We start from the raw sequence: 25,017 nt of genomic DNA on the forward strand, positions 1-25,017 counted from the left end.
CCCCCTCGTTAAAACAATTTTATCGCACGTCCCCCATCGAAGAAGAACACGTAACATTCGTTGATTTTTCGGCCAATGACCGACTCTATCGCTTCCGCGTAAAGCGTCAGCTGGAACCGGTGGCGCTCAGCCGCCTGCTCCCACTGCTTCATCTGAATCCGGTCTGTTTTATAGTCAAGCAGCACGAGCCCTTGCTCATCTTCGAATAAACAGTCGATGACCCCTTGGATAAGAATCGGCTCTTCCTCCAGCGATTTCTCCGAACCCGGGTAAACACGCGAAGCCGGGAAAGTCACGCTGAACGGCGTCTCGCGCCGCACCCACTTCGCTTCCATCAACCGTTTGCCAACCCCGCTCTCGAAAAATGCCGCCGAGCCCGCGATATCAACCGCATCGGCTTGCTGCTTAGACAGCATGGTCTGCTCTCGCAAACGCTGGACGGCTTGACGAACCGTTTCTTCAGACACCTCGCCTGTCAGCGGGATATGCTGCATGACCAAGTGGCTCACGGTTCCCCGCTCCGCCGCAGTGAGCGAAGCCTCTTCCATGAACTTCGGACGACGCAGACGGAACGTATACTCGCCACCGCCTCTAGGCGCAGTCGCTTCAAACTTTCTCTCGGCCGCGGCTGAAGGCTTCTCCTCATGAACAAGGCTTGCTGCCTCCTCATCGAAGAAGAGCTCTACCTGCCCTGCCTGCCCTACTTCTTCGTGCGGCGCCATTTCCAGCTCTAAACCCTCGTCCGGCTCTATCGCTCCTCCGGCATCCGCCAAGCTCGCCGCCTCAGCAATCTCAGGCAGCAACAGCGCAGCTTCATCCTCGCCGATCTCGGCATGCAGCCGTTTCATCTCGGTTACGGACGTTTTGGCCGCCGTCGTCGTCGCTGCCGCGTACGGATAACGCCAGCTAAGCCGCCGATCTATCTCGATAGCCGCTTCTTCTGAGGCAGGCAGCGGAACGAGTGATTGAACAGCCTGCATCCGCTCTGCAAAAGCAATCATCGCTTCGCTATCCTCCGCGGCAGCCGCAGCTGCTTCAAGCCCCAGCACAGACGCTGGAACGACTGCCGTTTTCCAATCCTTGAACGCACGAAGACGGCTAAGTTCATCCATAACTTCCGGCGGCTGCACCGTCTCTGCCGCTTCTTCCACCACATTCTCCGGTGCTTCAAGAGCTAATTCCTCATCGACTTGCTCCACCACAATCGGAATGCCTGCCTCCATAGCCAGCGGTCCGAGCCAATCAATAAACTTGGACGCGCCCGCAATGCGGAAGTCAGGCAGCTGACCGTCGCGGTCAACTGCAGACGCCCATCGCTGAAGCTGCTTCTCGGCATCGGCAACCGTGCCGACAAGGAACATTTTCTCCTTCGGTCTCGTGAGCGCCACGTACAGAATCCGCATCTCCTCCGCGAGCGTCTCCATGCCAAGCCGCTGGCGAATCGCCAAATGCGGCAGCGTCGGATAGCTTACGCGAAGCTCCGTATCGACATAGCGCGGCCCAAAGCCGAGCTGCTTGTGCATCAAGAATGGACTCGTCAGATCGCGTTTGTTAAACTGCTTGCCAAGCCCCGCCGCGAACACGACTGGGAACTCAAGCCCCTTACTCTTATGAATGGACATGATGCGAACGACATCTTCCTGCTCGCCCAGCGCTCTCGCTGTTCCGAGGTCGCCGCCGCTCTCCCGCATTCGATCGATAAAACGAAGGAAACGGAACAAGCCGCGCAGCGTCGTCGCCTCGTATTGGCGGGTACGGTCATGCAGCGCGCGCAAGTTCGCTTGCCGCTGCAGGCCGCCTGTCATGCCGCCGACGAGATCGTAATAGCCGGTTTCCCGGTAAATGCGCCATAGCAAATCGGCGAGCGAGCCTTGCCGCGCTTCTTCCCGCCACGCTTCAAGCGCAGTGAGGAAATGAATGAGCTTGCGTTGTGTCGCTTCCGGGAACGAAGGATCATCCGCTGCGAGACGAACTGCCTCGTAATAGGCGATTCGACCGCCTGCGATCCGGATGAGCGCAAGCTCTTCGCCTGTTAATCCGACGAGCGGTGAACGAAGCGTCCCCGCAAGCGGAATATCTTGATACGGGTTGTCGATGACGCGCAGCAGCGACAGCATCGTCTCTACTTCCGTCGCTTCGAAGTAACCGCTGCTCAGCTCCGCATAGGCTGGAATGCCATGCTGCTGAAGCTCCTCGATAATCGTTGGCGCCCACTGCTTGTCAGCCCGCAGGAGGATGACGATATCGCGCCATGCGAGCGGACGCTTCCGCCCTTTTTTGCCATCGTAAACTTGGAATGGCTCTTCGATTGCAGCGCCTTCGGCAGTCTGCAAGCCTTTCAATCGAAGAATCTGGCTAGCGATCCAGCGCGCCTCAAGCTGCACCGTCTGCAAATCTTCAGCCGGTTCCGCTCCGCCTTCAACTTCGCCTTCACTATCGCTGTTCTCTTCCGATTCATCGACCGCACTGCCTGCGCCTTTGCCTTTATCAAGAACCGCGAACTCTACCGCATAGCGCTCAGGTGCTCCGCCGTCGCTAGCAGACGGATATGACGCGCCGCATACAAGCTCGGCCCGTTCGTCATAATCCATCTCCGCTGCCTTCTCGCGCATAATGGCCCGGAACACATTGTTGACGCCGTCGACCACCTCTTGGCGGCTGCGGAAATTACGTGCCAGATCGATACGAACGCCATACTCTTGATCAGTGTCGGCACTTTTCTCGCTATCCTCGTTGACATCCGCTTTCCGCATGTCATCGGAAGTCAAATAAGTTTTATATTTACGCAGGAACAAGCCCGGCTCCGCCAAACGGAACCTATAGATGCTCTGCTTCACGTCGCCGACCATGAACCGATTGCCTTTGCCAGACCGCGAGATCAAGGAGACGATCGCTTCCTGCACCATGTTCGTATCCTGGTACTCATCTAGCAGCACCTCTTGGAATTGCTGCTGGTATTCGATCGCAGCTGCCGAAGGGACCATCTCCGTCGGAGTAGACGAGCTGTCTCGCAAAATCCGCAAGCAATAGTGCTCCATATCCCCGAAGTCGATGAGGCCTTTCTCGAGCTTGGCGGCTTCGAATCGGTTGCCGAATTCATCGGCAAGTCCCGCCAGCGTCTCCATCAGCGGCGCCATCTCGAGCAGTTCCGCAGCGAATTGCTCTGGCGTGCGGGTAAACAGCTCGTCGGTCATATCTGCGATCATCTTCTTCACCGAGTCGCGTAAATCTTTTGCCTGCTCCTGCAGCGCTTTGTCGCATGCACCCCCGCGCTGGCTCTTCAGCTTGCCGAAGCTTGCTGCCGTGAACGCTTCGTGCCACGTCTCCCACGGCTCGTGGTTCACTTTGCGCTGCAGGGCATGAATGACGTTCAAGTCATCCTGGAACGTCTCCGCATATGCGTCAGGACCTGCAGGCAGTCGAGTTATATCCATCGCCTGTTCAAGCAAGCTCTGCGCGCCTTGCAGCGATAAGTTCACTGAATCTGCTAAGCTCTGCACCCACTCCGTACGCCCGAGCTCCTCGGCATCACGCACGCGGAATGCTGCCGCTGTATCTTGCAGCCATGCTTTCGGCCAAGGATGGCTCTGCGAGAAGCCGTACAGCTTCATGACGAGCGCATAGAGAGGCTCATCGCCGCGTTCTCCGCCGAACCGCTCCACAAGCTCCAGGAAATCTAATCCCTCTTCGCTTTCCACCGCTGCATAACGCTCCTCAAACAACGCATCGAGCACATCCATCCGCAGCAGCTCTGCTTCAGTTTCGTTCGCAATGCGGAAGCCCGGATCGAGCCCAATCAGCGAGTAATAGCGCCGAATGACATCCAGACAGAAGGAGTGGAGCGTCGTAATAGACGCACGCCCCATGAGGGCGAGCTGCCTCCGCAGATGGTCGGAGCCCGGATTCTTGTCGAGCTCCTTCTCGAGCGCGATTCGGATCCGCTCTTTCATTTCGGAGGCAGCCGCTTTGGTAAAGGTCGCGACGAGCAGTCTGTCTACGTCGGTATCCGCAGATATTTTGCGAATGATCCGCTCGACGAGGACGGCTGTTTTGCCGGAGCCCGCAGCCGCGGCAACAAGAATGTTGCTCCCGCTCGTTACAATGGCGCGCCATTGATCATCCGTCCATGTGCTGCCGATCGGCTTTGGCGGTATATTCGTTATCGCTGTCGTCGTCATTGTTCATTCCCCTCCTGTTCCTTCTCATTCGGCTTCTCGCCTGGTTCGAACTCTTCATCTTCCGCCGAAGCGAGCAGGTCCCACACTTCGTCTTTGCCCGGTTTGTTCAGCTTCGTATAGCAGTTTCCATCGATCAGTGGATCAAAATGGCAAACCGGCTTATAGGCACAGAACTGGCACGGCGTCTTCCCGCCGAGCCGGTACGGCGTGATCGATACGTCGCCGCCAGCAATTCGCTCGCCGATCCGGCGCAGCGTGCCCCGCACAGACTTGCGCAGCGTCGCCCATTGATCGTCAGAGACGACAGAGGAGCTGCTGTAGAAGCCGCCATCCCGCTTCAGTGCGAGCGGAAGCAGCTCGGAATAGCCGGTATTTAGCGCATTATCCATCATGCGCACCGTATCTTCGTCAGCGAGCACAAGCCCCTTGAGCTTGAACCGCTTCAATATCTCTGTTTGTGCCTTCGCCGGCAGCATGCCGTTCGAGGAAGAGAGCATCGGATTGTGCACGTGGAAATAGAGCGCACCGGCCGCTTTCGCCGGCTGGCCGAGCCATTCCGGCGCATGCGTCAGCAGGACGTCCAGATACGTCAGCATTTGGAGCGCCATCCCATACGCCACTTCCTCGAGCCGCAGCTGCTTGGCGCTCGATTTATAGTCAATGACGCGCAGCAGCAGACCGTCTGTCGTCTGCGCCGCGTCAACACGGTCAATTCGGCCGACCATCTCCAGCGTTCTTCCGCCAGACAGCGGAATCGATACCGGAGGCAGCGGTCCTTCCGGGCCAAAGCCGATTTCCAGGCCCACTGGCTGGAACTGCGCGCGCCTTGCATGCTCGCCGAGAATAATCGCTGCCTGGCTAATAATGTCGCGCAGCTTGCGCGCCACATATTGATGACGGCTGCTGCTGAAAAGTATCTGCGATTGCAGCCGCTGCGCTAGCTCGCCGACGACTTCTGCGGACAGCTGTCGCAGCTGTTCAGGCGTATACGCACCGAACCTGTCGCCCAGCGTTTCCGTCAAGCGGTTCAACGCAGCATGGAACAGCTGGCCGATGTCCGGCGCTGCCAGCTTGTACAGGTCTCGCTCACGAAGCCGCAGACCATGAATAGCAAAATGCTGGAACGGACACGATACGAAGCGTTCCATTCGCGACACGCTGCCGCGCAGCAGCTTGCCATAGAGCAAATCCGCCGTCTCATGCGAGAGCGATACTTCTTCGTTCGTATATTGCAGCGATCCGACGAGCCGCTGCAGCTTGTCCTGCCACTGAGGGCGGACAGCGAACCAGTTGTACGCCTCCCACCACATCGGCGCTAGTTCGCCGCCATGCTTCCAGCTGCGAAGCTGCGTGATGAGATAAGACAGCGTTCGCTCGGGATGCGCCATGAACGACTGCTGCTCCTCTTCCGGCATGCTTGGAATCGGCTCGCCTGCGACGCCCTCTTCCTGCAAGCCTGGGAACAGATTTTTCAAGTGCCGGATCACTTCGGACGGATGCAGGCTTTTCCCTTCCTCGTCCGCCAGCGGCCAGCTAATCCATAGATGCTTGCTCGGTGTCGTCAGTGCACCGTAGATCATGAAGCGCTCATCAAGCAGCTTGCGGCGAACGCCTGGCGCCATGACAAGACCGCCATATTCGAGCGTCTCGCGCTCTGCTTCCGTCAGGACGCCGTCTTCCTGCATCCGCTGCGGCATGACGCCGTCGTTTGCGCCAAGCAAGTAACAGACCGACACTTGGCCGGAACGTGTCCGGTCCATGCTGCCGATCAGCACTTGGTCGAGCGATGGCGGTACAGAAGCGAGCTTCAAGCTCTCAAGCCCGGTCTCGACCATGCCTGCGAACAGCTCGACTGGCATCGCTTCTGCTCCTGTCATCTCCGTCAGCTGATCAAGCAGCTCCATTACGCCGTCCCATAGCTGACGATGCTCTCGCGCTTTCAGCGAATTGCCGCTCGCAATCGCTTTGCGGCTCCAACGCTCCAGCCGATCCGGCGCTTCGATCGAGATGAACAATCGGTACATCGCCTCGCACATTTGACGCACCGTGCCCGCCTTCTTCAGCTCTCTCGTAAACTTGCGAATGACCGGAATGACCGCTTCGCGCGCAGCCATAATAACCTCGAATTCGCGCAGCTCCTTCTCACCCGCTCCGATAGGATCGCCTTCGAGCGTATCCCGCGTGAGCGGCTTCCATTGGCTGAGCGTCGTCCAGCGATTGCCGTTCATTCCTGTGGCTAGCGCGTAATTCTCCAGCAAGTCGAAGCTTTCGCGCGTTAAGCTGCCGTCCTCGGGGATCAGCAGCTCCGTCTTAATGCAGCGGAACACTGCCTCGAACCGCCAGCCATGCACAGCAATCTCCAATGCCGATCGAATGAACTCGACAAAAGGATGATGCAGCGCTGCGTTCTTCTGATCGAGAAAGTAGGGTATTTCATAATCGGCGAAAACCGCTTTAATATAGTCGTTGTAATCCGGCGCATTGCGCACCATTACCGCCAAGTCCCGGTATCTCGCGCCTTCATCCCGCACTCTGCGCACAATGTCCCGCGCTACCGCTTCTACTTCCGCACGGCGCCCTGCCGCTGCATGAAGCGATACTCCGCCATGAAGCAGCTGATCTTCGGTAAGCGTTAGAGGCTTGCGACCGCCGTAGAAACGCTCCACGTGCGCAAGCATTGGATTCTCATGGAAACGGTACGGCGTCCCATCCAGAAACACCGGCTCCTCCACCGTCACCCCATTTTCAATCGCGAGATCTCTCAGCTTCATATACGTCTCGGCTGTCGGACGGAACAAGTCCAGCTCATGCGGCTGCTCGCCCAGCTCGTAGAGTTTATCGAGGCAGAGCGTGACCGTCATCGACTTGCTGTGCCTCATAAGCGAAGCGAGCGCGTCAAATTCCTTCGGCGTGAAGCCGTGGAAACCGTCTACCCAAATCTGCGTATCCGCCATCGAAGGCGCTTGATGAAAGCCGCGAACAAGCCAGCTCAAATAATCCTCGGCGTCGACATAGAGCCCTTGCAGCTCCTGCTCGAGGTTTTCCGATATTTTCATCAGGTCATTCAGCTTGCGTCCGAGCAGCGAGTTGCTCTTCTTCGACAGCTGATGGATGGCAAATTCCGATAGCTGCGTAGCATCGATGCCATACCGCTTCCACTCCGTCATCAGCTCGCCAAGCCGCTCAATGAAGCCGTGCTGCGTATGTGAACCCTGGAACAGCTGCAGCTGCTCCTCGAGCCGGTGGACGATTTTGTAGAGGAGCATGTTTTTGCCGTTCTCGCTAATCGGAATGAGCGCCGTGCCGCCCGTCTCCTGCATGATCCGGAATGATAACCGCCGGAAGCTGAGCGCTTGCGCCCGTATGCTGCCTCTGAGCTGAGGATGGTTAAGCAGTTCGTATTCCGTCTGGAATGTCGCTTGCTCCGGTACCAAAATAACGATCGGCGGCCCTTCCGGCTGCGCCAGCACCTGCTCTCTGATCTCGCTTAAACAATGGTGCGTCTTGCCTGACCCAGAGCGGCCGATTACAAAACGGAGCGTCATGAAGCACTCACCTTTCTCCCGTATTCGATTCTATTATTCTACCATAGGCATTCCTCTCATTTCACCCTATTACGCAAACATTTGTTCTGATTTGGACGAGGTAAATTGTGCAATGGACTGATCAGCCATTCGTAACAAATGGTTATAGCTGTTCTTTCGCTTGTTCGCGCACCTCTTTGTATGCGTTAATATAGATGTCGGGGCCGACGAATCTTCACGAAAGGAGATGATCCAATTGATCAACCAACACGAGGTGGCTTTCGCGTAAGCGGAAGTTACTTTCAAGAGGGAGGCGTAAGCTGCCTCCCTTTCCTACCATAAAAAGGATGACGGATTGAACCGTTTTCATTTATACTGAATGCGTAAGCACGATTTCGTTGGTGTGATCGTGTTTTTTCCATATTAATTAATTTTAGGGGGTGTAAGACATGGTGAACTCGGCTTTCAAAGTCGTTGTTGCAGCTGGCGAAACGAACAAGGAGGTTTACCTTGAACTACAAAAATGGAAAAGATGTGCTGCCCCCTAATTTGCTGAAAGAGCTTCAGCACTATATTCAGGGAGAGCTGCTGTACATCCCGAAGCCGCACAGCGAACGCGCTGCATGGGGCGAGAAGAGCGGATCCCGCGTCATGATCAAGCGGAGAAATGAAGAGATTTTGCAGCATTATGTGAGTGGAAGCTCTGTGCAAGAGCTGGAGCGGAAATATCATTTGTCGAGCGAAAGCATTCGCAAGATCATTATGAAGACACGCAGTGCAAATACAGCCGTTCATGCGCCGTAGCGGCGCCTGTATAAATAAAGAAGAGCCTCCTGATCGATGCCGAATGGCTGGAACGGGAAGGCTCTTTTTACGTTTTCTTGTTAAACTGTGCTCGATCTCCGATTAACGGCTGCGCACTTCGAAGATTCCGAATTTCAAATAGTGGCCTTCGTTCACGCCGACGATTTGCGGATGATCCTTGCCTGCTGCGCGCCATTCGATCAGACGGAGCGTCTTGCCCGCGTCATTAGCCGCCGCTTGAATCGTCTCGAGGAAGAGATCCGGACGCATGTGGTAAGAGCAGCTCGCTGTGACCAGATAGCCGCCTTCGTTGACGAGCTTCAGTCCGTGAAGATTAATATCCTTGTACCCTCTGACCGCGCCTTCAATCGCGCTGCGCGATTTGGTGAACGCCGGCGGGTCCAGGATAACGACGTCCCACTTCCGGCCAGCGTCGCTGAGCGGCTTCGACGTATCGCCTTTGCCTGCGGCACGATCTTGCCGATCCTCAATACCTTTCACCTGTCTGCGAAGATACTCGAATGCATCCGCTACTACAAACTCGACACGGTCTTCGAATCCATTGCGGATGACGTTGCGACGTGCAGTCTCGATGGCATGCTCGGACACGTCCAGACAAGTTACCTTCTTCGCACCGTATTTGCATGCATGAAGCGTAAAGCTGCCCGTATGCGCGAAGCATTCCAGCACTGTGGCGCCGTCCCAGTATGGGAAAGTGACGATTTTACCGTTGGCGTTGACTGGTACGAGCTTCTCTGCTTCTTCTACTGATGGCGCAAGCTTTATGCCGCTGCGTTCGCCCCAGCCGAGCATAAGCGGCGCGATCGAGGCGCGGTTCTCGCGTTGGTCGAAGAAGTAGCCTGTCTTCTGCCCTTCCACGATATCTACTTCCATCTTGAGCCCGTTCTCGAGAATCTCGACGATCCGCGGGCAATCGCCGTAGAGCACGCCTGTCCGCTGCTCCAAGCCTTCCAGCTCGCGAACCGATACATCGCTGCGCTCGTAGATGCCTTGCGGCGCGAACACTTCCACAAGTGCAGCTACGATGTCGTCTCTGCGTGCATCCATTCCCAGGGTCAGCAATTGCACGACGAGCACTCCGCCGAACCGATCAACGATCAGTCCTGGCAAGAAATCTGCTTCGCCGTAGACCATGCGGCAATCCGAACCTTGTACGAAACGGCTGCGGTGCTGCGCGCATTGTTTGAACCGCTCCACGAAGAACGCTCGGTCCATCGACGAGTCTTGCTTGTATGAGGTGACACGTACTGTAATTTGCGAGCGCGGATTCCAGTATCCTGTCGCCAAGTACCTGCCTTGATGCGTCACCAGGTCAACCAAATCGCCCGGCGACGCCTCGCCTTCCACCCGATTGATCTCGCTTGCGAACACCCACGGATGTCCGGCTTCTATTCTTTTTTTGCGATCACGTTGTAAGACCGCTTTTGCCCGTTCCATTCCATCTCCACCTTTCTTCATGCATCGCGTTCGTGAGGCTTGTCATGCTCGTCCTGCAACTCGCATACGTATTTATATTGGGCACCATCCGGATCGTCTGAAAGGAGCTGTAAGTTGCGATGCTTAGCTCAATCCTCATTCCGATGACACTCGGCTTCATTCTCTTCCTGCTCGGCATGCGAGCGATGGAGCTTGCGCTTCAGCGCGCCGTGGGCAACCGACTGCAGGTTGTGCTGCTCAAGTTTACCCGGACGCCGCTGCGGGGGATGCTCGTCGGAACAGCAGCAACGGCTGTCCTGCAGAGCAGCACAGCCGTTACCGTTATTGCCATTGGGCTTGTTAACGCAGGCGTGCTTACTTTCCCGCGTACGCTTGGCCTAATCCTTGGTACCAATATTGGCACTTGTTTAACGACCGAGCTCATCGGACTGAATCTGAATCGGCTCGGCTGGCCGTTACTGCTGTCAGCGCTTGGTCTGTGGCTCGCAACTGTCGTATTCGGCGAGCTCGGGCTCGGCGGCAGCCGAAGCGGCGGGGAACGTAGCCGGCTTCGCCGGTTCATGCTGCCGCTTCGCAGCTTGAGCGTCGTCCTCGGCGGGTTCGCGCTGCTGCTTATCGGCATCAGCCTCATGCAGTCCGTTGCGCCTGCCGTGCAATCTACGCGATTCTTCCACGAGTTCCTCGCGCGGGCTGAGGTCAGCGTGTTATGGGGCATGGCGGCGGGCATCGTCTTGACCGCCATGGTACACAGCAGTGCCGCCGTCATCGGCATCGTCATGGGCCTCGCCCAGTCCGGCGCAATGCCGCTTCCGATCGGCATCGCGATTGTGCTCGGCGCCAACGTCGGCACCTGCGTCACCGCCGTCATCGCGGCGCTCGGCGGCACGCGCGCCGGTCGGTTCGTCGCGCTATCGCATGTGCTCCTCAACGTCGGCGGTGCCGCGCTGTTCGCGCCTTTCGCTGCCGAACTCGGCGCAGCGGCAGCCTGGTTCACACCGTCGCCTGCGGGGCAGATCGCCCACGCGCAGACATTGTTCAACGTGCTCAGCTCGCTGCTGGCACTGCCGCTCTGTTATCTTCCAAGTCTGCGGAAGCTTACGCCGGCTTGACTAGCTGAAAAAAATATCTGCAAGGATATTCTTTCACTTTTTGCTGTGGTTTTCTGCGAATGTGTATCCCCTAGGGATACTCTTACTCTCTTTTCGAGCGTATCCTGCGTATGCGTCCCCCCCAGGGATACTCCTTCTCGCTTTTTAGGCGTTTTCTGCATATGTGTATCCCATAAGGATACTCTTACTCTCTTTTCGAGTGTATCCTGCATATGTGTATCCCCTAGGGATACTCTTTCTCGCTTCTCGAGCGTTTTTCGCCAATGTGTATCCCCTAGGGATACTCTCACTCGTTTTCGACCGACGGCCTACTTCTACACACTAATCCCCAGCAGTTTCAGCGCACCCGCTAAAATCCGATCGTTATTGTTATAACCGGATTGCTTCTGCCTTCTCCACGCTTCGGATGGCTCGAACCATTCCACGCCGCGAATTTCCTCGACCTGCGCCTGAAGCTTGCCGCCTACCGCCTCCACGAGATAGTAGTGCACCTCTTTATCGACAAGTCCTTTCGCCTCGTGGTTGTATTTATATTTGATCTGGTCAATCGGCGCGACAATGACGCCTTCCATGCCCGTCTCTTCCACAATTTCACGCAGTGCAGTCTGCTCAACCGTTTCGCCGGGCTCCATCTTGCCTTTTGGCAGCGAAATCTTGCCATAGCGATCTTGAATCAATTGAATTTGCAGCGCACCTTCATGCTTGCGGAACACAACTCCACCTGCTGAAATTTCTTTCATCCCGTTCGTTCCCCCTTACGCACTTCATGAAATTGCTTGTTATGTAGAGCAAGGATTCTCTCACCGCCCTAAAGCGGCAGCTCAAGAATCCCTGCAAGTTTACTGTTGCTCTTCGACGTAACTAAGCTTCCATCGCTTGCGGCTGTGGCTGCTCAATTATTACGGCATCAGCAGCCGAACGCGCATTTTCAGGACGATCAGCAGCAGCTGTCTTCCCGTCAAGAACACGTAAGAGTTGTCCTCTGCACTCGTTCACGCCAGCTTCCGTAATCTTCACTCTGCACAGCTCGCCGATCAGCTCTTCCGAGCCTTCGAACACGACCTGAATGTAGTTGTCGGAGTAGCCCATGATGAGACCTGATCCTTCAGAGCCTTTGTGCGCGCGCTCCGGAATGATGTCCAGAACTTCGCCGACATACTTCTTCGCATATTCAAGCTGCATCCGCTCGGAGAGATCGATCAGCTTATGAACGCGCTCGTTCTTCACTTCTTCATCGATCTGATCTTCCATCCGCGCTGCGGGCGTGCCCGTACGTTTGGAGTACGGGAACACGTGCATCTCGGCAAAGTTCATCTCTTTCATAAACTTGAAGCCGTTCTCGAACATTTCATCCGTTTCGCCAGGGAAACCGACGATAACGTCCGTCGTGATCGCTACGCCAGGCATCGCCTCGTGCAGCAGCTTAATTTTCTCCGCGAACTCTTCCGTCGTGTACTTTCTGCGCATGCGCTTCAGTACGCCGGTATCGCCCGCTTGGAGCGGAATATGAAGATGACGGCACATTTTGCTCGAACGGTTCAGCACATCAATCATATCCTGATCGATCTGGCTTGCTTCGATGGAGCTGATACGGATACGCTCAAGACCTTCGATTCCGTCGAGATCCCAAATCAGGTCCGATAATTTGTAGTTCTCCATATCATCACCATAACCGCCCGTATGAATGCCAGTCAGGACAATTTCCTTATAACCTGCATCAACGAGCTGGCGAGCTTGGTTCAGTACGCTTTGCGGATCACGGCTGCGGGACAGACCGCGCGACCACGGGATAATGCAGAAGGTGCAGAAGTTGTTGCAGCCTTCTTGAATCTTCAGGAAAGCACGAGTACGTTCAGCAAAATCAGGCACGTCCAGCTCTTCGAACTCGCGTGTCTTCATAATGTTACGAACGGCATTCACCGGTCTGCGCTCTTTCTGCAGGTCCGTGATGTAGTTCATTAGCTTGTCCCTGTCCTGTGTTCCGATGACGAGGTCAACGCCTTCGATCGCAAGAATCTCAGCAGGCGACGTCTGCGCGTAGCAGCCCGTTACCGCGATAATTGCGTCCGGATTGCGGCGAATCGCACGGCGGATAATCTGTCTGCTCTTCTTATCCCCCGTATTCGTTACCGTACAAGTGTTGATCAAATAAACATCAGCTGTCGTCGTTTCGAAGTCAACCTGCTCGTAGCCTTCATTCTTAAACAGCTGCCAGATCGCTTCTGTATCATAAAAGTTAACTTTGCATCCAAGTGTATAAAAAGCAACCGATGGCATAGTTGTTAAACGCCTCCCATTTCTCCGGATTCATACATAAGGCAGGCGAGCCCAACCATCGCAGCCGTTTCCGTGCGCAAGATTCGCTTGCCAAGACCGACGATCACTGCGCCGGCTTCCTCTACCTCTTCGGCTTCACGCTCCGTGAAACCGCCCTCAGGTCCAACGATGAGCAGAATATTACGCTCCTCGCTGCCCCAGTTATGACGTGCTCGCTGCGAGGATAGCGCATCCCTCAAGCCTAAGCCTCCGCCTTCCTTCTCATAACAAAAGAGCGCCAAATCGAACGTGGGGACCAGCGCGAGCAGCTCTTTCCACGTCGCTACCTCTTCAATCGCCGGGATGCGGCTGCGATGCGCTTGCTCCGCCGCTTCCTTCGCGATTTTGCCCCAACGCTCGAGACGTTTGGCTTCCTTCTTCGCATCATATTGAACAATCATTCGCTGAGACTGGAAAGGCACGAAGCTGACTGCGCCGATTTCCGTCCCTTTCTGAATGACAATTTCCATTTTATCGCCCTTCGGCAAGCTTTGCGCGACGGTTACGGACCAGAGCGGCTCGCTGGTAACCGGCAGCCATTCTGATATATCAGCCTCAACATTGCCCGGCGAGAGCGTGCGAATGACCGCTTCTGCGACACGCGACTTGCCGTCGCTCACAATGATGCTGTCTCCAGCTTCCATCCGCATCACGCGTATAACATGATGGGCATCGTCACCGGTCAGCACAACGCGATCGTCCTTCAGCTGCTCCGGCGTTACAAAATATCGTTGCATGGGTCAAACCTCTCTATCCAATGTGCAATCCGAGGGAAACCCCTCGCGAAAAACTCCAAACTACATCATACACGTTTTGACGACCCTTTGCTAGGTAGGTCAAACATTTTCCAAGGCCCGCTCCCTACTTGAAGAAATCGGCGTCGAACTGATTCCAGTCCACTTCCTTGAAGAACATGTTGAAGAAGTCGATAATCCCTTGAATGATATTATTCGAATATGAAAATAACGGATCAAGCGTCGCTTCCCGAAGCGGTGGAATGAACACGATAAGCAGGAAAATAAACATGCCCCATTGTACGTTCTGATCCATTCGAATGCGTACCGAAGTCGGCACCACATCTTGGATGATGCGATAGCCGTCAAGCGGCGGAACTGGAATAAGGTTAAAAATAAAGAGCACGATATTCAGCGTAATGAGATAGTGCAGAAAATGAACGATTGCTTGATGGACGCCAACCGATCCCGCATCCAGCAGGCCAGTCTGATTGAGCACGAAAACAGCCAAAATCCCGATCGCCGTCATCAGCAGGTTGCTTAGCGGTCCTACTGCCGAAACAACGATACCCATCAACCGGGGATGCTTGAAGCGTCCCCGGTTAACCGGCACGGGTCTTGCCCAGCCGAAGCCTGCGATCAGAATGAGGATAATCCCCAGCATATCGAGATGGACCCGCGGATTGAGCGTTACGCGCCCGGCATCATACGCGGTCCGGTCTCCGAAAATATAGGCAAAATACGCATGAGCGAACTCATGCACCGTAAAGGCGATCATAATAACAAGAAAAACAAACGGTAAATCGCTTAATGGATACCACAACAGATCCGACACCGATTAGCTTCCTCCTATGAATATAAGCTGCTCGCTTAGCCGCATCGACCAAGCCTAGTCCCATCAGCTTATTCTGGTTTCTTCGCTACGAACGCGATCCAATCTTGGTCGCGCTGACGGTCGACAATCGTAAATCCTGCTGCCTGCAAGCCTTCTTCAACCGCTTCCTCTTTGTTTTTCCAAATACCCGATGCGATGTAAGTGCCGCCTGGCTTCAGCGCAGCATACACGTCATCGATGAAGAGCAGAATGATCTCTGCCAAAATATTGGCCACAACAACATCGACCGGAACCGTTACGTTCAGCTTCTGATCGCTGTTCAGAACGCCAAGCAGATCGCTCAAGTACACTTGGATATCGTCCTGCAGGTTATTAAGACGCGTATTCTCCGTTGCAGAGGTGACCGAGATCGGATCAAGATCCAGCGCGAGAACGCGGCGTGCGCCAAGCAGCATCGCCCCAATGGCGAGAATCCCCGAGCCTGTACCTACGTCGATGACTTCCTCATCGCCCTTGATCACTGTTTCCAGCGTACGCAAGCAAAGCGCTGTCGTCGGATGCGTGCCTGTACCGAACGCCATGCCCGGGTCAAGCTCAATGATCCGCTCTTCTGGCGAAGGCGTGTATTCTTCCCATGTCGGTTTAATGGTCAGACGTTCCGATACGCGGATTGGCTTGAAGTAGGTCTTCCACGCATTTGCCCAATCCTCTTCGTCGACCATCGCTCTAGCGATCGAGTACTCGCCTGGCTCTATATCGAATTCACGCAGCTCATCAATGCGAGTGGTCAGCTGTGTCATTAGAGCGTCGACATCCGTATCCAGCTCCGAGAAATAACCTTTAATGACCGCATGTCCTTCCGGAATATCGTTAAGCGGATGCTCATACCATTGGCCGAGCGAAGTATCCCTTTGCTTATTGAGCGTGCCTGATTCTTCAATGGATACGCCGTCTGCATCCATTTCATGCAAGAAGTTCGATATCATCTCGATCGCTTCTTCGGTTGTCGAGATCGTAATTTCATGCCATTTCACTTGAATATGTCCCCCTAAAGCTTCAATCTGGTTTGGTCTATATTGGTTCTATTTTACACGGTTGCACGCTTCCAAGCAAAAATAGCCTTTTCCACGCAAAAACAAGCCCCCGCATCATTCGATGTACAGAGACTTGTTCGTCGTTATGAATATGCAAAATCAGTTCGTAATGATGTAGCTCTCCGGATACTTGACCGTACCTCTCTCCGAAGAATCCGCGAAAGCGATGAGTGCCGCCAGCGTATACAAATTATCTCGGCCTGACAGCATCGGCTCTCCGCCATCGTGAATTCGTGCCGCTAAATCAGCCAGCACGCTGTGGATGCCTTGCTTCGAATCTGGCAGCGGGCCGTCCTCGTAGGAGATAAACCGCTTGTTCTGCTGCTGGTCCACGATGTAGACGCCGTAGCCTTGTCCGAGATCGCCTAGATGAACGGAGCCATCTTGGCACTGAACACGCCACTCGCCTTCCCATGGCGATGAAAGCCCTTTGGACACGAGGCTGCCCAGATAGAACACCGGCATGCCATTGTCGAGCTCCATGCTCGCTTGAACGTTCGGATGGCCTTTGTACATGCTGCCTTCGATGTTCCATGTCTTGCCGGATACGCTGCGAATGTTCGACCCGAACAAGTAACGGATCATATCGATGTGATGAACCGCCATTTCAAGCAGCATGAAATTGTCCATCACCTGCTGATAGTCTTTGCCGAAGTGGTCATAGAAGAACTGCGCCTGCACGAAGAGCGGCTGCCCAACTTCGCCGATTGCGTTCTTGAGCGAGAGCACGTGATTCTGGTACCGGTAGTTCTGGCTGACCATCAGGATCAGCCCTTTCTGCTTTGCTAGCTCGACAAGCTCGCATGCTTCGCTGATCTCGAGCACGAACGGCTTCTCCACTAGGACATGCAAACCTTGCTCAAGAGCCGCTTTGCAGATTGGGTAGTGATAAGGGGATGCGGCTGTAACGAAGACAGCGTCCGCCTCAAGCGCTGCGAAGGCTTCCTTGTAATCGGTGTAGCAGAACTCTTCGGCTACGCCAAGCTCAGCGGCACATTCCTTCAAACGCGCCGGATTAATCTCAACAATCCCTGCGTAACTGAAATCCGGCGAGTGCTTAACGAACGCTTGCGCAACGCCGAAACCGTGCATCCCAAGACCAACTTGAATAAGTTTAAGTGTCATTTTACGTCGTCAACTCCTTTGAATAAGTATCCGACCCGTCCGCCTTCAGGCATAATCCCGTAAATATAAACGGCAACCATTTCTTCTGTTACGACGAGGGAATGCTCATCGCCGCGTTTTGTCAGCACCATATCGCCTGGACCGATTTCATACGTATCTCCTTCCGTGGTGCAGGTGCCTCTACCGCTTATAATAATCCAATATTCATTGGCGTCATGATAGTGTAGTTGAACGATATCGCCGACTTTCAAATGATTGATGCCGTAATGGCTAAGCTCGCTCCATTCGGGATACACCTGCGTGTTATTATAAACATTAACTGGCATTTGCTGCTCCTCCTACAATCGATGTGCCCGCGCACGGAAATTGAAACCCAATGTCTATTTTGCCACAGATGTAAGCGCTTGTATATGTATAAAAAAAAGATGCTCCCTTATGCGGGATACGCATCAGGAAGCATCTATGTGCTTATTGCTTAAGCTAGATAATCGCCATTCCGCCGGTCTGCTCGATCAGGTGAATCGCCCGTTCAACGAGCTCATCGCCAACGGTAGCCGTGAACGAAGCGCCGTCTTCGCCGCCGTCAACCTGCTGTACGCGAAGGTACTGCAGCTTCGCCTGCGCTTCCCGAGCACCGCTTGCGTCCTGAAACGTCGCATGAATCATCGCAGTCATACGTCACGTGAGCCTCCTTAGTGATTCTGGGCTCTCGCGTCCGCTTCGGCCGCACGCTGCTGGGCGACACGGTCTGCTTCGTCAGCCAGCTCCTCGGAGAACTCGACATCCTCGTTCTTTCCGATCGGCAGGTCGGCGAAATTCACTTTCTCTGGGTCTTGATTTTGGTTTTGATTATTCATGGGTTGCGCCTCCATGCTCAGTAAAAGTTAAACACGAAGGTTAGCATAAACCATTGGATTCGTTCTTATGCTTTGGCGATCCGACTAGTCGCCGCGGAATGCTTTCTTCATCTTCTCGAAGATCGACTCGTGGTGCTCATGCTGCACTTCGCCCGCCGGCGCGCCTACGCCTGCGAATTGGCGAAGCAGCTCCTTCTGCTCGTCGCTCATATTCGTTGGCGTTACAACCGTCACCTTTACATGCTGGTCGCCTTGGCCGTAGCCGCGCAGACGCGGTACCCCTTTGCCCTTCAGGCGGAAGTACGTGCCCGTTTGCGTACCTGCAGGGATCTTCAGCTTCACTTTCTCCGTGAGCGTCGGAATTTCGATCTCGTCGCCAAGCGCCGCTTGCGCAAACGTCAGCGGAACCTCGCAATAGATATCGTCGTTATCGCGCTCGAAGAAGTCATGCGGCTTCACGCGGATGACGATATACAGGTCGCCGGATGGACCTCCGCGGGTACCGCCCTCGCCTTCGCCGCTGAGGCGGATTTGTGCGCCTTCGTCAACGCCGGCCGGAATCTTGACGTTGATTTTACGCTGCTTCTTCACTTTGCCCGCGCCATGGCATGTCGTGCATTTTTCTTTGATGATTTTGCCTGTTCCGCTGCATGTCGAACAAGCGCGGCGGTTCACCATACGGCCAAACGGCGTATTCTGAACAACCTCTTGCTGCCCAGTACCGCGGCAAGTCGAACATGTCTCAGGCTTCGTGCCCGGCTTCGCGCCTGAGCCCGAACAAGTGTCGCAGTTCTCGGTACGAGGAATTGTAATTTCCGTCTCTTTGCCGAATACGGCTTCCTTGAATTCAATGGTCATCGTATATTGCAGATCGTTACCGCGTTGTGGCGCGTTCGGATCGCGACGACCGCCGCCGCCGCCGAAGAACATATCGAAGATATCGCCGAATCCGCCGCCGAAGTCAGCACCGCCGCCTCCAAAGCCTTGGTTCGGATCAATATGGCCATATTGATCGTATTGCGAACGTTTCCCCGCGTCACTTAAGACGTCGTACGCTTCTTTTACTTCTTTAAACTTGGTCTCCGCATCCGCCGCTTTGTTGACGTCCGGATGGTATTGGCGCGCCAGCTTTCGGTACGCTTTCTTGATATCATCATCCGAAGCGCCTTTTGCAACTTCCAGCACCTCGTAATAATCACGCTTGTCTGCCAAAACCGTCACCCCTTCTGTATCCGTATAATCGCTGATTTCTCTCTCCCAAAGCTAAACAACTATGTGTAAAACTAATACATTCTGCACGATCAAGCAAGTGCTAATTAATTCTAGACATAGCAAGAAACGGCTGCGCCGTCCAAAATTTTCGGACGGCGCACCGTTTGCACGAAACTGCCTAACTTATTTCTTGTCGTCGACAACTTCGTAATCCGCGTCAACTACATTGTCTCTGCCTTTTGCTTCGCCTGCTTCAGGACCCGCGCCTTCAGCGCCGCCTGCTGCGCCAGCTTGCTCATACAGCTTCATCGAAAGCTGCTGCATAATTTCGGTCAATGCACCTGCCGCAGCATTGATTTGCTCTACATCGTCCGTTGCCAGCGCTGCAGTTACTTTCTCTTTCGCTTCGTTCGCTTTTGCGATTTCGCCTGCGTCTACTTTGTCGCCAAGATCTTTAATCGTCTTGTCAACTGTGTACACGAGCTGGTCAGCGCTGTTCTTCGCTTCTACAAGATCGCGGCGTTTGCGGTCTTCTTCAGCATTCAGCTCAGCGTCTTTCATCATGCGATCGATCTCTTCTTCGGACAGACCGCCGGAGGAAGTGATTGTGATCTTCTGGCTCTTGCCTGTGCCTTTATCAAGGGCCGATACGTTAACGATACCGTTCGCATCGATATCGAAAGTAACTTCGATTTGCGGCACGCCGCGCGGCGCCAGTGGAATGTCACCAAGCGTGAAGCGGCCGAGCGTTTTGTTGCCAGCAGCCATTTGGCGCTCGCCTTGAAGCACGTGAATCTCTACGCTAGGCTGGTTGTCGGCGTATGTGGAGTACACTTGCGATTTGCTTGTTGGGATCGTCGTATTGCGATCGATCATCTTCGTGAACACGCCGCCTGCAGTTTCGATACCGAGGGACAATGGAGTTACGTCGAGCAATACAACGTCCTTCACATCGCCAGTCAGTACGCCTGCTTGAACCGCTGCACCAAGTGCTACAACCTCATCCGGGTTAACGCCTTTGTGCGGGTCTTTGCCGATCAGCTTCTTAACTGCATCTTGAACGGCCGGGATACGAGTCGATCCGCCGACAAGAACAACTTTGTCGATGTCGCTTGGGGACATGCCAGCATCGCTCAATGCTTGGCGAGTTGGTCCAAGTGTGCGCTCAACAAGCGCTGCGGACAGCTCTTCGAACTTCGCGCGAGTCAGGTTCATCTCCAAGTGCTGCGGTACGCCGTCAACCATGGTGATGAACGGCAGGGAGATTGTCGAAGTCACCATACCGGACAGTTCCTTCTTCGCTTTCTCTGCAGCGTCCTTCAGACGTTGTACAGCTGCTTTATCTTTCGAAAGGTCTACGCCTTGTTCTTTCTTGAACTCACTTACGAGGTAGTCGATGATGACTTGGTCGAAGTCGTCGCCGCCCAGACGGTTGTCGCCGCTAGTTGCTTTAACTTCGAAGAAGCCGTCGCCCAGCTCAAGGATCGATACGTCGAACGTACCGCCGCCAAGGTCATATACGAGAATCGTATGATCTTCTGTTTTCTCAAGGCCGTATGCAAGCGCTGCTGCAGTCGGCTCGTTGACGATACGAAGCACTTCAAGGCCTGCGATTTTGCCGGCATCCTTCGTCGCTTGACGTTGGCTGTCGTTGAAGTAAGCCGGAACTGTAATAACCGCTTGCGTTACCGTTTGACCCAGGTATGCTTCAGCGTCCGCTTTCAGCTTTTGCAGGATGATTGCGGAAATTTCTTGTGCCGAGTAGTCTTTGCCATCAATTACTTCTTTATGGTTTGTGCCCATGTGACGCTTGATGGAGCTGATCGTACGGTCTGGATTCGTGATTGCTTGGCGCTTAGCCGCTTCGCCGACGATACGCTCGCCGTCTTTCTTGAAGCCGACAACCGATGGCGTTGTACGGTTACCTTCCGGATTTGGAATTACGACCGCTTCGCCGCCTTCCATTACCGCTACGCAGGAGTTTGTTGTTCCAAGGTCAATACCGATTACTTTACTCATAATTAGAATTCCTCCTTAAGGCTCTTTATTCATTAAATTTAAGTATATATAGGCAGCTGAACGTTATCCGCTCACTTTCACCATAGCGGGACGCAGCACTTTATCTTTCAGCACATAGCCCTTCTGCACTTCTTCCACAACGATGCCTTCTTCGTGCTCATCGGACTCAACCTGCATAATAGCTTGGTGGAAATCCGGGTTGAACGGCTGGCCTACAGATTCCATAGCTCTCAGGCCCTCTGCTTCAAGCACTTGCTCGAATTGGCGGAAAATCATATCTACACCTTTGGAGAAGGATTCAACATCGCCGCCGCTCTTCGCAGCTTCCAGCGCGCGACCGAAGTTGTCGACAACCGGCAGCAGCTGAGTGATCAGCTTCATCGAAGCGTATTGGGCGAGATCTTCTTTCTCCTTCATCGTACGGCGGCGGAAGTTATCGAAGTCCGCTTGCGCGCGCAAGTAACGCTGCTGATTCTCATCCGCAAGCTTCGTCAGCTCGGCAATACGGGAATCCTCTGCGCTGACTTCTGCGCCTTCTTGCGCTGTTTCCTCTGCTGCCACTTCCTGTTCGTCAGCGGTAGCATTGTTCACTTCATTGATATGTTCCTCTTCTGTATGCTGTTCATTCACAGACACGAGCGCTTGCACCTCCTGAAAATAATCCCTGTGTTACACTTCAATGCTCATTTGTACCATCGGCTGAGCAGTACTGCCATATCCTTCGATAAGAGATCGAGCAGGCTAATGACTTTCGCGTAATCCATCCTTGTCGGACCGAGAATGCCTATCGTGCCAAGCTGGTGTCCATGTGCCGAATACGTTGCTGTAATCAAGCTGCAATTGTTAATTGCCTCATGGGTATTCTCCGTCCCAATCCGAACCGCGATACCGCTCGGAAGCGAACTGAACATTTGCATAATGGTTGGCGTCTCATCGAGCAGGTCGAGCACGGTTTTAACCTTGTCGACATCCTTGAACTCCGGCTGCGTCAGCATGTTCGTCGCACCGCTCAAGAACACGCGATGGTCGTCTTCACTCTTCAGCGCTTCATCCAATACCCCGAGCAGCTTCTCGCATTGTTCCGCATAGCGTCCAAGCTCTTGGCCGACTTCGGTGTACAGCTTCGATTTCAGCCTTGCCAGCGGCACGCCGATCAATTTCGTATTCAAAATATTAACAGCCTGCTGCATTTCATCCATGCTCATATCAGCCGGAATGGAAATGGTGCGGTTCTCGACGTGGCCGGTGTTCGTCACAATGATCGCCACCGCCGCGTCTTCGCTGATCGGCACCAATTGGAAATGCTTCAGCGAATTCGTGAACGTCTCAGGTCCCAGCACGATGCTCGTATAGTTCGTCAAGTTGGACAAGATACTTGCCGCATGCTGAATGATCTGCTCCATCTGGTTCATCTTCTCCGTGAAGAAGGAACGAACCTTCTGAACGTCCTGATCGTTAACCTCGCTTAAACGTACGAGGTGATCGACGTAATAACGATAACCTTTAATGGATGGGATTCGTCCAGCTGACGTATGGGGCTGCTCCAGAAACCCAAGCTCCTCCAGATCAGCCATCTCGTTCCGGATTGTCGCCGGGGAGAAGCTGACATCGCTTCGTTTCGAAATACTGCGAGAACCTATTGGCTCCGCCGAGCGGATATAATCATCAATGATGACGTTCAAAATCATTCGCTGCCTTTCAGTTAACATCGCAGTCCCTCCAATTCGTTATCGTTCTTCCGTCGTTAGCACTCGTTATCGATGAGTGCTAATCATTAATACAAAAATACCAAACCGACTTATCGATTGTCAAGTCAGTTCGGCATTTTCGGGACATCTATAAAACGTACAATTTGTGTACGCTAATTGAGCATCTTCAGTACCGCGATCTCATCGCAGCGGTCCTGCTTCGGACAATGAACGCAATCAGTCCATACTTTCTCCGGGAAAATCTCTTTGTTCACGACCGTAAAGCCGTTCTTCTCGAAGAAGCGGACTTCATAGGTCAGCGCCATGATCTTCGGAATGTTCTGCTCTCTCGCTTCAATGATCAGCTGATCGACAAGCTTACTGCCGATACCAAGCCCCTTGTAGCCTTCGGATATACCGAGCGAGCGAATCTCTACAAGATCAGCGCCAAGCTGGGTGAGCGAACCGCAGCCGACGACTTCCCTGCCAACCTCGGCAACGACGAAAGTCTGGATCTGGCGCTTCAGCACTTCGCGTGATCGCGGCAGCATAATCCCTTTCTCGGCGTAACCCGCTATTAAATCCACTAATACATCTACATCGTCTTCGGTCGCCTTTCTGCATACCGCTTGCAACGCTTGCACTCGCACTCGCCTCCAACCTTACTCCGAAATAATATTTCCAGCATTAATATGAATAAATATACATCAATGCACCTGGGTTCACAAGTACTAATTCACGTAACGAAGAACACATTATTCGCCGATGAAAGCGCCGAAAACTTCGTTCCCCAGCGGAATGCCCTTCTCAGACAATCGGTAGCCTCCGCCCCGCTCCTCCGTATGCTCCAGCAGCCCTTGTGCGAGAACCGCTTCGAGCTGCTCGCCGAACTCGCTCTCGATCGTCAGACCGGGGAACTGCCGCGCGAAATCGTCATTGTTGACGCCTTCCAGCATCCGCAGGCCGACCATCATGAAGTCTTCCATCGCTTCGCGCTCAGGCACCGGATTCGTCTCCAGACGAGGCAGCCTATTTAATGAAGCATCGATGAATGGCTGGATGCCCTTAATGTTAATATGGCGCTCGCCTTTGGCGTAGCCGTGCGCACCCGCACCGAGTCCGTAGTACGGCTCGTTGCGCCAGTACGTGATGTTATGCTTGCTCTCGAAGCCGGGCTTGGCAAAATTGCTGATCTCATAATGCTGGAAGCCTGCTCCCTTGAGCGTAGCAATCAGATGCATATACATCGCAAGCTCATCATCTTCTGATGGAAGAGGCAGCTCGTTACGCTCATAGAGCTTATGGAACAATGTGTTCTCTTCGACCTTCAAGCCGTAAAGCGAGTAATGCGGCAATTTCAGCGCAAGCGCGCGAGCAACGCTGTCCGACAGCTGCTCAACCGTTTGGCCTGGAAGACCGAACATGAGGTCGATCGACAGGTTGTTGAAGCCAGCCATTCTCGCATTCTCGATGCTGCGATACACGTCATCCACATTGTGAATGCGTCCGATTCGCTCCAGCAGTCCATTATCGAAGGATTGCACGCCCATGCTGATCCGGTTCACACCGCCAGCTTTCATGGCATGCAGCTTATCGATATCGACCGTGCCCGGGTTCGCTTCCATCGAAAACTCCGCATCAGGATGAATCGGGAAGTACTTCTTCACCGACGCGAGGAACCGCTCCATCTGAGGCGGTGTCAATACAGTCGGTGTCCCTCCGCCGACAAACACCGTACGAATCTCTTCAGGAGGCAGCAGTTGGGCCGTCATTGCCATCTCCCGCTCCAAAGCATCCAGATACTCATCGACCGGCTGCCCCTTCAGCACGTACGAAGTGAAATCACAATAATGGCACTTGTTCGTACAAAAAGGGATATGAATATAAAGCGCCCGAGGCGCATGCGTAAGCATAGTTCTTGTCTTCCCTCCAATGCAGAGCTCCCTTGAAATAAAAACAAGGGAGCTCTTATGCTCCCTTTAAAATGCTTGTGAAGAGTTGGCCGGAGGCCAGTGATGGAATGGAGCAACGATAGTGGTCGCCTAGGCGAAATGATTTGCGTGG

The 25,017-nt window shown here is 54.1% G+C and carries 20 protein-coding genes; 2 read left to right on the forward strand and 18 right to left on the reverse strand.

The genetic code is table 11. The features are described from left to right. Positions 1–8: 8 nt before the first annotated feature. Both addA and addB read right to left on the reverse strand, forming a co-directional pair. Positions 9–4,178 carry a helicase-exonuclease AddAB subunit AddA gene (addA, locus tag A8990_RS02900; protein ID WP_116187517.1) on the reverse strand — a complete coding sequence of 1,390 codons (4,170 nt, stop codon included), beginning with the start codon at positions 4,176–4,178 and terminating at the stop codon, positions 9–11. After that, positions 4,175–7,723, reverse strand: a complete 3,549-nt coding sequence (gene addB, locus A8990_RS02905) for a helicase-exonuclease AddAB subunit AddB (RefSeq protein ID WP_116187518.1) — start codon at positions 7,721–7,723, stop codon at positions 4,175–4,177. The genes addA and addB overlap by 4 nt, the downstream gene beginning before the upstream one ends. 489 nt (positions 7,724–8,212) lie before the next feature. Here addB and A8990_RS02910 point away from each other — a divergent pair, with 489 nt between their 5' ends. After that, positions 8,213–8,506 (forward strand): CD3324 family protein, encoded by a 294-nt coding sequence (locus A8990_RS02910; protein WP_116187519.1) that lies wholly within the window; start codon positions 8,213–8,215, stop codon positions 8,504–8,506. Positions 8,507–8,608: 102 nt separating this feature from the next. Here A8990_RS02910 and A8990_RS02915 read toward each other — a convergent pair whose 3' ends face one another. Next, positions 8,609–9,964 carry a class I SAM-dependent rRNA methyltransferase gene (locus A8990_RS02915; protein WP_116187520.1) on the reverse strand — a complete coding sequence of 452 codons (1,356 nt, stop codon included), beginning with the start codon at positions 9,962–9,964 and terminating at the stop codon, positions 8,609–8,611. A 119-nt stretch (positions 9,965–10,083) separates the two neighbouring features. Here A8990_RS02915 and A8990_RS02920 point away from each other — a divergent pair, with 119 nt between their 5' ends. After that, a complete protein-coding gene (locus A8990_RS02920; protein WP_116187521.1) occupies positions 10,084–11,073 on the forward strand; it encodes a Na/Pi cotransporter family protein in 990 nt (329 codons plus the stop codon). A 314-nt stretch (positions 11,074–11,387) separates the two neighbouring features. On the opposite strand, the gene A8990_RS02925 is transcribed toward A8990_RS02920, so the two are convergent. The 15 genes from A8990_RS02925 to hemW all read right to left on the reverse strand — a co-directional run bounded on the left by A8990_RS02925 (position 11,388) and on the right by hemW (position 24,866). Next, positions 11,388–11,813 (reverse strand): NUDIX hydrolase, encoded by a 426-nt coding sequence (locus tag A8990_RS02925; protein ID WP_116187522.1) that lies wholly within the window; start codon positions 11,811–11,813, stop codon positions 11,388–11,390. Positions 11,814–11,934: 121 nt separating this feature from the next. Further along, positions 11,935–13,350 carry a tRNA (N(6)-L-threonylcarbamoyladenosine(37)-C(2))-methylthiotransferase MtaB gene (gene mtaB, locus A8990_RS02930; protein ID WP_116187523.1) on the reverse strand — a complete coding sequence of 472 codons (1,416 nt, stop codon included), beginning with the start codon at positions 13,348–13,350 and terminating at the stop codon, positions 11,935–11,937. 5 nt (positions 13,351–13,355) lie between these two features. After that, the gene (locus A8990_RS02935) at positions 13,356–14,126 is read right to left on the reverse strand and encodes an RsmE family RNA methyltransferase (RefSeq protein ID WP_116187524.1); all 771 of its coding nucleotides are present in this window, start codon (positions 14,124–14,126) and stop codon (positions 13,356–13,358) included. Between the two features lie 124 nt (positions 14,127–14,250). Continuing rightward, positions 14,251–14,958, reverse strand: coding sequence for a site-2 protease family protein (locus A8990_RS02940; RefSeq protein WP_245995821.1), 708 nt, complete (start codon positions 14,956–14,958; stop codon positions 14,251–14,253). A 68-nt stretch (positions 14,959–15,026) separates the two neighbouring features. Further along, the gene (gene prmA / locus A8990_RS02945; RefSeq protein WP_116187525.1) at positions 15,027–15,992 is read right to left on the reverse strand and encodes a 50S ribosomal protein L11 methyltransferase; all 966 of its coding nucleotides are present in this window, start codon (positions 15,990–15,992) and stop codon (positions 15,027–15,029) included. A 159-nt stretch (positions 15,993–16,151) separates the two neighbouring features. After that, positions 16,152–17,177, reverse strand: coding sequence for a Gfo/Idh/MocA family protein (locus tag A8990_RS02950; protein ID WP_116187526.1), 1,026 nt, complete (start codon positions 17,175–17,177; stop codon positions 16,152–16,154). Further along, positions 17,174–17,503: a cupin domain-containing protein gene (locus tag A8990_RS02955; protein WP_116187527.1), complete on the reverse strand. Its 330-nt coding sequence runs from the start codon at positions 17,501–17,503 to the stop codon at positions 17,174–17,176. Before A8990_RS02955 ends, A8990_RS02950 begins: the two co-directional genes overlap by 4 nt. A gap of 154 nt (positions 17,504–17,657) precedes the next feature. After that, positions 17,658–17,852, reverse strand: a complete 195-nt coding sequence (locus A8990_RS02960; RefSeq protein ID WP_116187528.1) for a hypothetical protein — start codon at positions 17,850–17,852, stop codon at positions 17,658–17,660. A gap of 17 nt (positions 17,853–17,869) precedes the next feature. Continuing rightward, positions 17,870–18,034: a YfhD family protein gene (locus A8990_RS02965; RefSeq protein WP_116187529.1), complete on the reverse strand. Its 165-nt coding sequence runs from the start codon at positions 18,032–18,034 to the stop codon at positions 17,870–17,872. An 84-nt stretch (positions 18,035–18,118) separates the two neighbouring features. Further along, positions 18,119–19,246 carry a molecular chaperone DnaJ gene (gene dnaJ, locus A8990_RS02970; RefSeq protein WP_116187530.1) on the reverse strand — a complete coding sequence of 376 codons (1,128 nt, stop codon included), beginning with the start codon at positions 19,244–19,246 and terminating at the stop codon, positions 18,119–18,121. Between the two features lie 183 nt (positions 19,247–19,429). Then, the gene (gene dnaK / locus A8990_RS02975; protein WP_116187531.1) at positions 19,430–21,265 is read right to left on the reverse strand and encodes a molecular chaperone DnaK; all 1,836 of its coding nucleotides are present in this window, start codon (positions 21,263–21,265) and stop codon (positions 19,430–19,432) included. Between the two features lie 63 nt (positions 21,266–21,328). After that, positions 21,329–21,901, reverse strand: coding sequence for a nucleotide exchange factor GrpE (grpE, locus tag A8990_RS02980; protein ID WP_425463876.1), 573 nt, complete (start codon positions 21,899–21,901; stop codon positions 21,329–21,331). Positions 21,902–21,948: 47 nt separating this feature from the next. Further along, entirely contained in the window at positions 21,949–22,974 is a 1,026-nt protein-coding gene (hrcA, locus tag A8990_RS02985; protein WP_116187532.1) for a heat-inducible transcriptional repressor HrcA, read from the reverse strand. Positions 22,975–23,126: 152 nt separating this feature from the next. Further along, entirely contained in the window at positions 23,127–23,588 is a 462-nt protein-coding gene (locus A8990_RS02990) for an N-acetyltransferase (RefSeq protein ID WP_116187626.1), read from the reverse strand. A 120-nt stretch (positions 23,589–23,708) separates the two neighbouring features. Then, a complete protein-coding gene (gene hemW, locus A8990_RS02995; RefSeq protein ID WP_116187533.1) occupies positions 23,709–24,866 on the reverse strand; it encodes a radical SAM family heme chaperone HemW in 1,158 nt (385 codons plus the stop codon). Positions 24,867–25,017: the final 151 nt, after the last annotated feature.

The organism is Paenibacillus taihuensis (assembly GCF_003386535.1).
In the GTDB taxonomy this organism is placed as follows: Bacteria; Bacillota; Bacilli; order Paenibacillales; family Paenibacillaceae; genus Paenibacillus_Z; species Paenibacillus_Z taihuensis.

Excerpts from the sequence above, each read along its gene's own strand:
- addA (WP_116187517.1), bottom strand. The coding sequence starts at position 4,178 with ATGACGACGACAGCGATAACGAATATACCGCCAAAGCCGATCGGCAGC.
- addB (WP_116187518.1), bottom strand. The coding sequence starts at position 7,723 with ATGACGCTCCGTTTTGTAATCGGCCGCTCTGGGTCAGGCAAGACGCAC.
- A8990_RS02915 (WP_116187520.1), bottom strand. The coding sequence starts at position 9,964 with ATGGAACGGGCAAAAGCGGTCTTACAACGTGATCGCAAAAAAAGAATA.
- A8990_RS02920 (WP_116187521.1), top strand. The coding sequence starts at position 10,084 with ATGCTTAGCTCAATCCTCATTCCGATGACACTCGGCTTCATTCTCTTC.
- A8990_RS02925 (WP_116187522.1), bottom strand. The coding sequence starts at position 11,813 with ATGAAAGAAATTTCAGCAGGTGGAGTTGTGTTCCGCAAGCATGAAGGT.
- mtaB (WP_116187523.1), bottom strand. The coding sequence starts at position 13,350 with ATGCCATCGGTTGCTTTTTATACACTTGGATGCAAAGTTAACTTTTAT.
- A8990_RS02935 (WP_116187524.1), bottom strand. The coding sequence starts at position 14,126 with ATGCAACGATATTTTGTAACGCCGGAGCAGCTGAAGGACGATCGCGTT.
- A8990_RS02950 (WP_116187526.1), bottom strand. The coding sequence starts at position 17,177 with ATGACACTTAAACTTATTCAAGTTGGTCTTGGGATGCACGGTTTCGGC.
- A8990_RS02955 (WP_116187527.1), bottom strand. The coding sequence starts at position 17,503 with ATGCCAGTTAATGTTTATAATAACACGCAGGTGTATCCCGAATGGAGC.
- A8990_RS02960 (WP_116187528.1), bottom strand. The coding sequence starts at position 17,852 with ATGACTGCGATGATTCATGCGACGTTTCAGGACGCAAGCGGTGCTCGG.
- A8990_RS02965 (WP_116187529.1), bottom strand. The coding sequence starts at position 18,034 with ATGAATAATCAAAACCAAAATCAAGACCCAGAGAAAGTGAATTTCGCC.
- dnaK (WP_116187531.1), bottom strand. The coding sequence starts at position 21,265 with ATGAGTAAAGTAATCGGTATTGACCTTGGAACAACAAACTCCTGCGTA.
- hrcA (WP_116187532.1), bottom strand. The coding sequence starts at position 22,974 with ATGTTAACTGAAAGGCAGCGAATGATTTTGAACGTCATCATTGATGAT.
- hemW (WP_116187533.1), bottom strand. The coding sequence starts at position 24,866 with ATGCTTACGCATGCGCCTCGGGCGCTTTATATTCATATCCCTTTTTGT.